Source organism: Vibrio sp. Vb0598 (assembly GCF_033338935.1).
Lineage (GTDB): Bacteria > Pseudomonadota > Gammaproteobacteria > Enterobacterales > Vibrionaceae > Vibrio > Vibrio alginolyticus.
In genome coordinates, this window is sequence record NZ_JAWOTP010000001.1 from 304,198 (window position 1) to 316,950 (window position 12,753).

At 43.8% G+C, this 12,753-nt stretch carries 12 protein-coding genes; 7 read left to right on the forward strand and 5 right to left on the reverse strand.

The genetic code is table 11. The features are described from left to right. Nucleotides 1-11 precede the first annotated feature (11 nt). Nucleotides 12-1,553: a hypothetical protein gene (locus R7Q38_RS01445; protein ID WP_239938839.1), complete on the reverse strand. Its 1,542-nt coding sequence runs from the start codon at nucleotides 1,551-1,553 to the stop codon at nucleotides 12-14. 366 nt (nucleotides 1,554-1,919) lie between these two features. Between R7Q38_RS01445 and R7Q38_RS01450 the strand changes: the two genes are divergently transcribed. Both R7Q38_RS01450 and R7Q38_RS01455 read left to right on the forward strand, forming a co-directional pair. Then, entirely contained in the window at nucleotides 1,920-2,612 is a 693-nt protein-coding gene (locus tag R7Q38_RS01450; RefSeq protein ID WP_005373624.1) for a response regulator transcription factor, read from the forward strand. A 3-nt stretch (nucleotides 2,613-2,615) separates the two neighbouring features. Next, nucleotides 2,616-3,938 carry an ATP-binding protein gene (locus tag R7Q38_RS01455; protein WP_136976704.1) on the forward strand — a complete coding sequence of 441 codons (1,323 nt, stop codon included), beginning with the start codon at nucleotides 2,616-2,618 and terminating at the stop codon, nucleotides 3,936-3,938. Here R7Q38_RS01455 and R7Q38_RS01460 read toward each other — a convergent pair. Next, nucleotides 3,919-4,575: a pyridoxamine 5'-phosphate oxidase family protein gene (locus R7Q38_RS01460; RefSeq protein ID WP_005385609.1), complete on the reverse strand. Its 657-nt coding sequence runs from the start codon at nucleotides 4,573-4,575 to the stop codon at nucleotides 3,919-3,921. The two genes, R7Q38_RS01455 and R7Q38_RS01460, sit on opposite strands and share 20 nt — an antisense overlap. Before the next feature lie 100 nt (nucleotides 4,576-4,675). Between R7Q38_RS01460 and R7Q38_RS01465 the strand changes: the two genes are divergently transcribed. Beyond that, the gene (locus R7Q38_RS01465) at nucleotides 4,676-6,121 is read left to right on the forward strand and encodes a PLP-dependent aminotransferase family protein (RefSeq protein WP_318113977.1); all 1,446 of its coding nucleotides are present in this window, start codon (nucleotides 4,676-4,678) and stop codon (nucleotides 6,119-6,121) included. Here the strand turns inward: R7Q38_RS01465 and yjeH are convergent, their stop codons facing one another. Continuing rightward, a complete protein-coding gene (gene yjeH / locus R7Q38_RS01470) occupies nucleotides 6,122-7,384 on the reverse strand; it encodes an L-methionine/branched-chain amino acid transporter (protein WP_064369365.1) in 1,263 nt (420 codons plus the stop codon). It abuts the gene before it with no gap. Nucleotides 7,385-7,711: 327 nt separating this feature from the next. On the opposite strand from yjeH, the gene R7Q38_RS01475 reads away from it, so the two are divergent. The 4 genes from R7Q38_RS01475 (at nucleotide 7,712) to R7Q38_RS01490 (ending at nucleotide 10,505) form a co-directional block, all read left to right on the forward strand. Next, entirely contained in the window at nucleotides 7,712-8,167 is a 456-nt protein-coding gene (locus tag R7Q38_RS01475; RefSeq protein WP_005373615.1) for an Lrp/AsnC family transcriptional regulator, read from the forward strand. Nucleotides 8,168-8,207: 40 nt separating this feature from the next. Beyond that, entirely contained in the window at nucleotides 8,208-9,122 is a 915-nt protein-coding gene (locus R7Q38_RS01480) for a LysR family transcriptional regulator (RefSeq protein ID WP_017819875.1), read from the forward strand. A 109-nt stretch (nucleotides 9,123-9,231) separates the two neighbouring features. Then, nucleotides 9,232-9,846: a LysE family translocator gene (locus R7Q38_RS01485; protein WP_005373611.1), complete on the forward strand. Its 615-nt coding sequence runs from the start codon at nucleotides 9,232-9,234 to the stop codon at nucleotides 9,844-9,846. A gap of 329 nt (nucleotides 9,847-10,175) precedes the next feature. Then, nucleotides 10,176-10,505, forward strand: a complete 330-nt coding sequence (locus tag R7Q38_RS01490) for a hypothetical protein (protein WP_169628906.1) — start codon at nucleotides 10,176-10,178, stop codon at nucleotides 10,503-10,505. Between the two features lie 125 nt (nucleotides 10,506-10,630). On the opposite strand, the gene R7Q38_RS01495 is transcribed toward R7Q38_RS01490, so the two are convergent. After that, the gene (locus tag R7Q38_RS01495; RefSeq protein WP_318113978.1) at nucleotides 10,631-10,852 is read right to left on the reverse strand and encodes a hypothetical protein; all 222 of its coding nucleotides are present in this window, start codon (nucleotides 10,850-10,852) and stop codon (nucleotides 10,631-10,633) included. Nucleotides 10,853-11,092: 240 nt separating this feature from the next. Further along, nucleotides 11,093-12,526 carry a glyceraldehyde-3-phosphate dehydrogenase gene (locus tag R7Q38_RS01500; protein ID WP_025767937.1) on the reverse strand — a complete coding sequence of 478 codons (1,434 nt, stop codon included), beginning with the start codon at nucleotides 12,524-12,526 and terminating at the stop codon, nucleotides 11,093-11,095. Between the last annotated feature and the right edge of the window lie 227 nt (nucleotides 12,527-12,753).

Here is a 12,753-nt window from a genome sequence, read left to right on the forward strand (position 1 = left end):
TTTTTCATTGTTTATAGCTTGGTTACATCTAGGGTTTGGTCGGTGAATTGGATGTTCTGAATGTCGTACAACTCGTCAGTGCCTGTATTTGGGCACTCAACAGAAACACTCTTTGCTTTGATAACAGTACATTCCGCCAGTTTGTGTGGCACGATATAGGTGTTGATACCGCCTTCACCATAAATGCTGTTGTCTTTGCTGTTGCCTTCAAAAGTATTGTTTTGATCATTACCGATCACATTCATCGCGTCGTCGCCAATGATCTTCACTTTTGTTAGCCACTGAGATTTGTAGGTGTACGCTTCTATCGAACCGTCTTTGTTGGGAGCCATACGGAAGGTAGGTACTGTGCCTGGATTTGTCTTTTCTGTGTAGAGCTTGACGCCCGCAGAGTCGATATTCGCGGTATATTGCAAGTATCCGTGGAATAAGCCACTGATCCAATCAACGGCTTGTGGATCTTGGGTTTGCATTTCTTCACGCGTTAACGCTTGGTAGCCATCTAAACCATGTCCGTTTGCTTTTGCTACGCCCATGTACGCTTCAAAAGCGGCAGCAAAATATTCGTGAGAATATGAAGGGCCCGTTTGTTTCACACTTTCAGGATCGAAGTCGTCCGATTTCCAATCGTCCCAGTCATACTGAGTAGGGCGCCACACTGTCGGTTTGCCCGATTGAATATCGTTATAGATGCTTAACGCATGAGCTTGAATGTCATTTTGCAGTGCCGAAGTCGCCGTGTTAGGTGCAATACCTTGCGCTTGGACCAAGTGTAAAATTTCTTCAAAAGCGGCGTCTCGTTCGGCTTTTTTACCAAGATTGGCGCAGTAATCGGCAAAATTACTCATGTAATGGCAATCGCCTTCAACTGTCAGTTCTCGATACATTAAAGATTGGCTATTCCTTAGCCAGTTTGGTGTTTCTTTACTAGTTACTAATGTTGACGCGATAGATGTGACAAGTGTATCCATATCATCTTCGTTAAGTACGATCATGCTTACAACAAACTTTTCTAGAGAACTCGTATCAAAAGAGTGTGCTAAGCCCGAGTTTGTAACTGCATCGTTCAATTTATCTTGGCGAATCAGTTCGTTGATAAAGATTTTGGTTAACATCTCATCATTCTGTTCATCGTTTTCGGTCAGCATTAGTGTGGCATCACGCTCGGCTAATGTCTTAGCGATACGAGACTTGTCAGCACCGTACTTAGAGTCTGGTTGGTTTGTGAGAAGGTGTTGGATGATTTTGGCTGCACGAAAGATTTTTTCATTATTCGCACCGTCATCAACAGCCACAATGTGAAATGTATCGTTGTTGTTTGCTTCGGAAAGGGAGATTTTCACATAGTGGGTGAAGCCAGCATCAGCAGCCACTTTTAACTTGGCTGGAAACTCTGTAGAAACGACAGTTGGGATTGTGACAGTGCTCAATGTTGGCATTGGTGGTGTTGGAGGTGTCGTTGTCGATGGTTTCGAATTAGATTCACTGCCGCCACAAGCAGTTAGACTTATCGCGCAAAATATGGCTAAAGGCGTTAATTTGGAATATCTCATTTCATGTTACTCGTAGACTTTATTAGAGCAAGAAACTTAGAAGCAACATAAAGTCCTGTCTATATAAGCAAACTAAGTCATATATGTTGATATTGTTTTTTGGTAAGACCTATTATTCGATATATTTAAAAACATAGTGGATTTTTATTCCGAATTTTATTTTCTCTGTGAAGCTATATTCTGATAATGAATAAAACCTCAGGTTATTGCATGGTTTTAGGGGTATAGAATGATTAGGATTATCGTATATGTATGGTTTGTAAGCGTATGTAAGCCTGCTTTTTATTAAAATTATCATTTAAGTGGGTTGCGCAGTATAGGGCGAGCGATATACTCCCTCCATCATATTGGTGGAGTAAATGATTCATGGTGGGTAATACAATCTTACTGGTAGAAGACGACTCAGAGATTGCTCGATTAACCAAAATGTACCTCGAAGCCGAAGGATATACGGTAACTGTCATCGATAACGGTCAAAATGCATTAGAAACGATTAAGGGGCTCAAGCCGGACCTAGTGCTGTTAGATTTGATGTTACCAGGAAAAAATGGCGCAGAAATATGCCAAGAGGCGCGTAAGTTTTATCATGGTATTATCATTGTTTTGACTGCGACCGATGATGAAATGAGCGAGGTGAGCTTATTTAAGTTCGGTGCTGATGATTACCTTACCAAACCGATAAAAGGTAATATTTTGCTCGCCCGTATTGAAGCAGCGTTGCGTCGCTATTGTCGTCAAGTTGATATCGTTGAAGAAGAAAAGCTGAGCCGATATGGCATTAGTCTTTGTCTTCGTCGCTCCCAAGCATTTTATTTGCAAAAAGATATTGGTTTAACGAGTTCTGAGTTTGAAATTTTAGAGCTCCTGATGCTGAATGTCGATAAGCCAGTATCTCGTGAATCATGTTGCCGTCTTGCCCGAGGCATTGAATACTGTATTACTGATCGTTCGATTGATATGCGTATATCCTCACTAAGGAAGAAATTCTCTAAGGCTCATATCCATACGGCTACCATTAAAACCATACGTCACCACGGCTACATGCTGACAGGTAAATGACGCATGTTTTCCCTGTTTACTCGTCTATATGTGGGGTTAGTAACTGGCCTTGCGCTGACTGTTGCTTTGTTTCTCTTTATGGGGGAAGAGTACATGCGCAAAACAGAAGTCGGTGTTTTTTTGAGTGACGGTGCTTATTTTGTCGATCAATACATTGAGCAACGAGGCACTCCGGATTCTCTCTACAAGAAGTTAACCGAAAACGGCAAGCAAGATTTCTTTATCTTTGATTTAACATTGGTTGAAAACTGGGACGGATCACCGCCTTGTCGAGATTGTAATCTGCTGTACCGTATGCAGGGGATACCTGTTTATCTTATTGATGGCAGTACCTATGCTGCGGTATTCCCTTTGCCTAACACTTCGAAGAGTTTAGTTTTCAAAGAAAAAACGGATTTCTTTAGCCCACACGTTGATTGGAATGAAGATTCTGAGATTGTATTTATACTTACTCTACTTTTGGTTGTTGTATGCAGTTTAGGCATTATGGTTTACATACCTGTACGACGTCTTGACCGCCAAATTCGGCAACTAACGGCTGCGCAACAACAATTTGGTTCTGGTGAGTTGAATACGCGAGTCGATCTAAAGCAATTTTCGCAACCCGTGAAAGAGCTCGCCCAAGGCTTCAACTGCATGTCTGAAGAGATTGAGAGACGAGTACGCCAAACACACATCTTTACTCAAGCTATTCCTCATGAAGTGCGCACTCCGCTGAGTCGTATTCAGCTAGCGACGGATTTAGCTCGACGCACGAGTGGTGAAATGCAGGCAGAGTTACATGACGATATTGAACGATACGTTGATGTCGTGACGGACTTAACGTCCGACATTGTCATGCTGTCTCGCTTGAGTGTGAAAAACCACTCATGGATCGATTCTGTTGAAACCATGGAACTGCCACTTTGGTGTAAAAGCCGCATGAATTACCTAGGCTTAGAGTCCGCCATGTTGAGAGCAGAAAATGAACTCGCGAACCAATTGATTCACTTTCAGCCTACTTTGGGTAACCTTGTCCTCGATAATTTACTGCAAAACGCCAAGCGTTATGGTGAGTCCTGTGTTGAGGTGACGATTCGAACGGTAGCGGATTGCTGGAGCATCGATATTGAGGACGATGGTCCGGGCATCCCTGAGGCGATGCGAGAAGAAGTATTTATGCCATTTTCGCGCTTAGACAAAAGCCGCAACGCCGACATGAAAGGCTTTGGTTTAGGGCTTGCCATCGCTACCAGTGCAGCGCGGCAACTGGGGTGGGAGCTTTCTGTCGGCGAGAGTCACTTAGGCGGTGCACGTTTTACGGTGCTTATTCCTGCCAACGGTTAGAGTAGGCACTGCGGTAGTCTGGCTCTGCGATACCTTCATACAAATCGTCACAAGCTTGCAGTGGACCTACGACGGTTCGGTAGGGTAGGACACCTGCCCAAACAGGGATGTCCATGTCTTCCGCATCGTCGTTGACGCCAAAATTGCTGATTTTCACTGATGCCTCCGTGAGCGGGATACGCAGTAGCATGGTGGCTTTGAGTTCTTTTTCATTACTCAAACGGACTTGTTCTGTTCTCCCCGGAGCGATCTGTTCAATAAAGTGATTCAGCAACCTGTCTTTCTCTTGGTTATCTTCCACCACCTCAAACTGGCCAAAGACCACAGCACTGCGATAATGCGCACTGTGGTGAAACGCACTTCGAGCCAATACCCAACCATCAAACAAAGTAAAGGTTAAGCACGTTTGCACTCCTTGTTTGAGTGAGCGTAACAGTCGACTGTTGTTGGCACCATGGATATACACGTAATCATCGACACGCCATGCCAGCATAGGGATGACCACAGGGCCTGACTCGTTGGTTATCGCAATATGAGCGATTAGGCTTTCATCTATGATGGCGTGCAGTTTGCTAACATCAGAGACGGCTTTATGTGCGCCTTTCTTAATTTCCGTTCTATTGGTGTTGGATAGCATTTTCTCTCCTTGTTTGCTCACGATTACGAGCGATTGATCCTCATTCTTTGATTGCAATGTAGCGTTTAACTGGTAGTTTAAAGAGAGCCACTTTTAACTAATGGATGGATCCAGTTTGTCTTTGATTGATATCGGTGACCTGCATTTAAAAGACAGTGATGGAACGCGTCAGCAAGCGTTGTTTTTTGCTATTCGCAAGAAAATTGTTCAAGGACTGTGGATGAAGAATGGGAAGCTGCCTTCTACGCGGAAGCTTTCACAAGAGCTTAATCTAAGTAGGAATACCGTGATTTCTGCCTACGAACAGTTAGTGGCGGAAGGGTACTTGAACAGCCAAAAAGGTTCTGGTTTTTATGTTGCCGTAGAACTGCCAGAGCAGTACTTGCCTGAACCTAGTTCAGTTCAGAGAGACTCATCACCGAAAGTTCACTTTGATATCAACCGCGCATTTGCACCGGGTGTACCGGATTTGGACGCATTTCCGATGGCGCAATGGCAAAAGTTACTCACTCGCCATATGTCTCGTACTTGCTTGTTGGGGAATCAAGATATTCAGGGTAGTTGGGCATTGCGCTGTGCTTTAGCTGACTACCTCGCATCAAGCCGTTCAGTGAATTGTTCTCCAGAGCGCATTATTATTACCTCTGGGGCGCAGCAAGCGTTGTCAATTGCGACGATGGTAGTGCTCAAACAAGGTGATAAGGTTCTGATGGAGCAACCAGGTTACGCGCAAATGCGGAAGTTGATTCAGTTCCAAAACTATCAATTTGAGCCTTTGTTCGTAACAGAGAAATTAGGTTTTGATGTGGAAGCGGTGACCTCAAGCGATGCCGATGCGCTGTATATTACACCAAGTAATCAATATCCGATGGGCACCACACTCAATACCGAGCAAAGAGGAAAGATCATCAACTGGGCGGTCGAACAATCAAGTTGGATCATCGAGGACGATTATGACAGCGAATTTCAGTTTGCTCATCGTCCCTATACCAGTTTACAGGGGCTAGCAGCTCAAATGGGTAGAGATGATCGCGTGTTGTATGTGGGTTCCTTCAGTAAAGTGATGTTTAACGGATTGCGGCTTGGCTACCTTGTAGTTCCTGAACGTTTAGTAGAGCAATGCTTAGTGGTTAAGGATGCGTTAAGTGGTGATTCGCCGACGCATACACAAGAAGCATTGGCAGATTTTATTACTGAAGGTGGGTTATTACGTCATATTCGAAAAATGCGTCGACTGTACAAAACTAAGCATGAACAGATGCATTTATCCATTCAACAGCATTTTGGCGACCATGTTTGCGTCGTTAGCCAAGCGGCGGGGCTTCATATTACGTTGAAATGGCAAGACGGTATGGATGAGCTGCGTTTTACAAAACTAGCAGAGCATGAAGGGATCATCTTGCGACCTTTGAGCTATTATGAACACCCAGATTTTCAAGCACGTCACTGGCATGGTGCCGTGCTTGGTTACGGCAATATCGCGTTAGAGAACATAGACGCTGGTATCCAACGTTTAGCTCACATATTTCGAAATGGGAAGCGATGACTATTCAACTACACGTGTTTGTCGCTTATGTCGCCACTGTTTCCAAGGCAGTAAAAGTAGAGTAAAAATGCCAAGTGCATAAAACATTGACCAGCCTAAACATATAAAAACACCGGTACAAAGCAGTAGAGAAAGTCCCGCAAGCGCTTTACCAAATCCTCGAAGCAATTTAAAAGCGGCTAACATCGCCAACATGTAAACCAGAACGAATACACTGTTTGCGAGTTTTAGGAAAAACTCCAGATCGAGCTGTGATAGGGTTCCTATCACACAAGATATCAATAATATGCCGCCAACTAATATGGTGGCTGAGAAAGGGACACCACGACGTGAAATCTTGGCTAGTGGACTAGAAGGACGATGTTCACGAGCTTGAGCCCAGACCATTCGCGCTAGGCTCTGTGTGTATAAGTTAACGCTCGCGAAACAAGCGGAGAAACCTATCAAGCTGATTATCCATTTGGCTCCATCGCCTAGTAGTTGGGCACTAAGCCAGGGGATGGATGCGTTATCAAATTGAGCGTTACCATACGCGCCAAATTTTAAAATAACGACAGAGCATGCCCAATAGGTAGCCCCTGCTACAAAACAACCGACCACAATGGCAATAGGGAAATCTCTTTGAGGGTTTTTGAACTCTTCCCCCATATGGGCAAAAGCCTCTATGCCAACAAAACACCAGAACATCACGCCTAACGCTGCGGTAATAGGCCAAATTGACTCTTGTGTGATGGCGGGCATCACAAGATCGGCGCTGTTAACGTCGCCTTTCCATAAAAATGCGCCAACAAGTGCGAAGACACTCAAAGCAATAAGAGTTTGTAAATGACCTGATGATTTTGTGCCCATCAAGTTGACGAACACAAGTAGTACTACCGTCAGAATTTGTGCAAACAGATTGTTGCTAATAGGTTCTGGCAATATTTGTTGTAGGAAGCCTGCGGCGAGTGCAATCGCGGCCGGAACCCCTACCGGAATGACACTAACAAATAGCCAAGCGACACTACTTTCCAGTTTGGCGTTAAAGGCTTTGCGTACAAAAAAGGCTGTTCCGCCCGCGTTGGGGTATCGTTTACCCAGTTGAGCAAAAGTCAGCGCAATAGGACAAATCGCGATGAACAATAAAATCCAAGCCCATAGTGAAAAATGGCCAGCTATACCTGCTGCGATAGCCGGGATCATAAACAGCCCCGTTCCCATTAATGTGGTGGATAACTGTGCGATACCTGATGTGAGTGAGATGTCTTTTTTGAGCTCTTCCATGCGAATTGATTCATCCAATGTTATGAGGCTTATTACGAAAAAGCTTGTGGCTTCTGGTTATTTCGTTTTATGTGTTTAAGCGATGCTATTTATGTGCTGAGTACTTAAGTTGGGAATTTGATTTCAATGTGTTATCTATTTTCTGTTGAAATGGATAACAGCACTCATCTCATGCCCGCCAAATAGCATATCCAAAATGTTAATAACAAAATGATTTACTAAACCGTCAATATGACGGTTGTTTTAAATAATTCCAACAAAATGTTGGTTTCTTATGCAGTTAGAATCGGTATAGAATGAGAAAAATAAGGAAAGCTTGGTAACGGTATGGACAAGTTTGATCATAAGATTGTGGATCTGCTCAGGCACAACGCTCGGCTGTCGGTGACTGAAATTGCGGATAAAGTAAACCTTTCTCGTTCTGCGGTAACGGCCCGTATTCGCAAGCTAGAGCATGACAAAGTGATTCTAGGGTATCACGCTGAAATTGCGCCTTCGGGTGGGGATTCGATTTGCGCCTATTTTGCCTTAAAGTTCGATAAATCAACCTCTACGTATTATTGCGAATCATACGCGGACGAATTATACAAAATTGATGGCGTAAAATGGTGTCATGCGATCAGCGGTGAGACGGACATGATGGTTTTTGTCGAAGTGCCTACGATGGCTCGCTTGAATGAAATCAGAGATCAAATTCAACGATATCCAGAGCTTCGAAACCTGATGACTCATACCGTCTTAGCTGAATTCTTTAACACGACTGGGAACCTGTTTGTGAAGTGACCATGAATGGATGCCATGTTGAAAACCCTTCTGAGCGAATATGTTAAACAACATTAATTTGAATCTACTTAGATCCTTGCATGTACTTTTAGAGGAGTGTCATGTCAGCCGGACCGCAGACCGTTTGCACATTACGCAGTCTGCCGTCAGTCGACAGCTTGCACAATTGCGCGATCTGTGTGGTGACCCACTGCTTATTCGTCAAGGTAATCAACTGATACCAACGCCACGAGCAATAGCGTTAAAATCAAAGCTTGATGCATTACTGGCTGAGTTTGACCATTTACTCGATGACCAACCTTTTGAGCCGCGGCAGTGGCAAGGTGAGCTTGTTATTGCTTCTAGTGACTACGTGGCGCAATACGTATTGCCCGATATTGCCTCTCACTTGGGTGAACAAGCGCCACAGTTAGATATGGCGTACCGACTGTGGCAACCCAACTTTCTTGATAAACTTCATGAGACGGGCATCCATATCGCGTCTTCTATGTATCCAGAAAAACCACAGAGTGTGTCGAGCGTTAAAATTGGTGAGGATTCATCAGTTTGTTTGATGAAATCTTCTCATCCGTTAGCAAAGCAGGACCAGATCAGTATTGAAGACTTGATTTCATATTCACACATCAAAGTGACTGGCGGCGGAGACAAAGATTCCTACACTGATTTAGCATTGAAAGAGCTAGGGCACACCCGCCACGTTACCTTTAAGGTTCCATTCTTCTCTGCTGCGATCAATCGCTTAGTTGCAAGTGAGCACCTGATGGTGGCTCCTGAACATATTGCCGTTAACCTCGCTAAGCATTGGGACTTAACCCATAAAGCATTACCACTCGAAACACCTATTCATCAATATTGGTTAATGTGGCACCCCAAATACGACACGGATCCTGCGCATAAATGGGTGCGAGAAGAGATTCGCTCAGTAATGCAAATCTCTGAATATTCCATTCGCTAATACGTACACCGTTTAGCCATGACTTGAAGTCATGATTAGTATGAATAACTTTGATTTCTAATTATACCTCTTCCGTTGATAGAGTGAGCGTCAAAGAGGGGAGATTCCTATGACACTAACAGTTTGGTTATCACTTTTTACCGTGTGTTTATTAGGGGCTATGTCACCAGGTCCCAGCTTAGCTATTGTCGCTAAGCACTCGTTGGCTGGTGGACGTATCAATGGATTAGCTACGGCTTGGGCTCATGCGTTTGGCATTGGTATATATGCGTTTATTACCTTGATTGGGCTCGCTGTTGTTTTGCAGCAAAGCCCGATGCTGTTCAAGACGATTAGCCTTGTGGGTGCGGCATATCTTGCGTATTTAGGGTTTAATGCTTTGCGTTCAAAAGGTGGTGTGGCTGCGAAGTTGGAGTCAGGTGAGGAAACAACGGTAATCCAGTCTGCGCGAGAAGGCTTTTTTATCTCGATTTTAAGTCCCAAAATTGCTTTGTTTTTTATCGCATTATTCAGTCAGTTTGTCGCGCTCGGTAATGATTTGAGTAATCAGATGATCATTGTTGCCACGCCGTTTGTTGTGGATGGGCTTTGGTACACCTTTATTACCCTAGTGCTATCGAGCTCTAAAGTCGTTGACAGAATTCGCTCTAAGGCAGTGTTGATTGATCGTTTGTCAGGGGTAGTACTCATGCTGCTGGCTCTTAGAGTGGTCGTAACGGTATAGACAAGCTCGCAAGACAGAAATACTAAAAGCAGCCCGTGTGGCTGCTTTTTTGTCTACTCTCAGTAACCCTTACTCAATTTACGTAATTCTGACGCTAAATGTTGCTAAAATTAATATTATCAATAGTGTTACTTTGGTTCATATTCTCATTTGCTGTGAAAGCTACTTTCCAACGCATTGTTATAATGAGAACGATAGCCACTTAACGTTAATACTAACAGTGTCGCATATTAAGTCGAGAGTGCTTTATTGGATAAAAACGGACTTTCCTCTTACTTACCCTATGAAAGGGGTAGAGACTTCATGACCGTTTAGAAGGTGAGAGCAATATGCAAAGAATAGTAGATTTAGCTCTAGTAGTAATTTTGACCAGTGTTTGCAGCGTTGCCTGGATATTCTTTTCAACAAAGAGCATTTGGGTGTTTTTTGAACTGTTTGTATTTACGATGCTTGGCTTTGGCCTTTTGTACGGGTTACTACAAAAGGCTGATCCTAAACACTTTGACTTTGTTTTAAATCACATCGATGAAATTAAGAAGGAAGGCAAAGATGCTTGCCTAAGCGGCGCTCCGAAAGAATCCAACCCATACTCTGGTGTCGATGGTGATTTATGGGAGGCTGGTTACACAGCCTCCTACAACAAAAAGATAAAGCAATAAACCGCTAGGTGCTTATTCAATATTGTGCTTTTCAAAAAAGCACCCTGCCATTTTAAGGACAGGGTGAAAGCAAGAAGTTTCTCAGGAGCGGTCGGGGGAGAGAAACTCATCTAAATCTTATTTACTTACCGGCGAACCTCTTCAAATTCACCTTCAATCGCATCTGCTTTACCTGTATTAAACTCATACTCTTCGTGCATTTCTCTCTGCATTTTCTTGACGCGCTTTTCAATACGCTTGCCGGTAATTAATGCTGCGATGGTCAACGGAATCGCAATGATCAAGCTAAATATTAACGTAAAAAAGCCGGTAATCAGTGCTAGTGCAGTTACAATAATCCGATTCATAATCATGACCTCTCTGTAATTTATGTGCTCAGATTAATGCTGTGAACATGAACAAAACATGAATGCTGACGTTCACTTTGTCCGGAGAGTGTCAAATGAATGAAACGAAAAAACGCCTGAGGGTGATCAGGCGTATAAACGGGGAAAAATATTAGTAATGCGCATGGCGCTTATTATTTAGAACAAATATGAGATATTGTCCGCTACGCTATGTGGTTAACGTTGTGGAGCAAAGTTCACCTATCGAGGGAATGTTTGGTAACGAACACCCATCATTTGTTCCATACAGTGCACAACTTGGCAGCTGTAACCGAATTCGTTGTCGTACCAGATGTAAAGTACACAACGCTTGTCTTGTGCGATAGTCGCTTGACCATCTACGACGCCTGCATGACGAGAACCAACTAAGTCAGTTGATACAATTTCTGTTGAATCGGTGTAGTCAATCTGTGCCGAAAGCTCAGAGTTCAACGCCATTTCACGCAAGTAATCGTTCAGTGAATCACGGTCTACGTCTTCACCTAAGTTTAGATTAGCGACTGCCATAGATACGTTTGGTGTCGGTACGCGAATCGCGTTGCCTGTTAGCTTGCCTGCAAGCTCTGGCAATGCTTTAGCAACTGCTTTTGCCGCACCTGTTGAAGTCAGAACCATGTTTAGTGAAGCACTACGTCCGCGACGGTCACCAGAGTGGAAGTTGTCGATCAAATTTTGGTCGTTTGTGTATGAGTGCACGGTTTCAATATGGCCAGAAAGAACACCATATTTATCGTTCAGAGCCTTAAGGACTGGCGTGATTGCATTTGTTGTACAGCTTGCCGCAGAGATGATGGTGTCATCTTCTTTAATTACCGACTCATTTACACCGAATACAACGTTTTTGATGTCACCTTTACCTGGTGCTGTTAGCAGTACTTTCTCTGCGCCTTTACACGCTAAGTGTTGGCTCAGGCCTTCAGAATCACGCCAAACACCTGTGTTATCAACAACTAGCGCGTTATTGATACCGAAAGCTGAGTAATCCACTTCGCTTGGGTTATTTGCGTAGATGATTTGGATGTAGTTGCCGTTAACGATCAGTGCTTTACGCTCTTCATCGATAACAATGCTACCGTTGAACTGACCGTGAACTGAGTCACGACGCAACAAGCTAGCACGCTTCTCCAAATCGCCTTTTTTACCGCCACGAACCACAATCGCACGTAGTCTTAGTGGGTAACCTGGACCACTTTTCTCAATGAGAAGGCGAGTAAGTAGTCGACCAATGCGACCGAACCCGTAAAGAACCACATCACGCGCTTTCAATGAAGAATCTGCGTCGCGAGCGCCATCAAGTGCAGTGATAAGGAAATCGTTTAGAGAGCTTGTATCGTCATGTTCATTCCAGTACATAGTTGCCAGTTGGCCAACATCGACACGGCATGAAGAAATGCTCATTTCACAAAGCGCTTGAATAATAGGCATCGTGTGCTCAAGCGAAAGTGGGTTACCGGTATAACGTCTTGCAACGCGATGAGTTTTGAGAATGTCTATAGTAGTAGCATTAATAAGCGTTTTACCAAACAGAACCACTTCGATTCCTTTTTGACGATATAGCTTACCAATTAGAGGGGAAATAGATTCAGCAATCGTTTGGCTAGTTTGCCAGTCTTGGAGATATTTCTCTGGACTCATTGTTGTATTAAACCTTTCACGTTTGGGGGCTAACCATACTCTCTGCTGTTGCCTCTTCGGCAGCGTGCAAGAGTGTGGTGGGTTATGTAATCGGGTTGTAATAGTTATGTGTGCGGATTCTAAGGTCGGAGTCCTTATTCTGCTAGGAAAATTAAATCCAGTGTAAAACACTACTTAAGGGGACGTTAGTGGTGGATTAATGTGACTAAAGCAGTGGTTTTCACGTA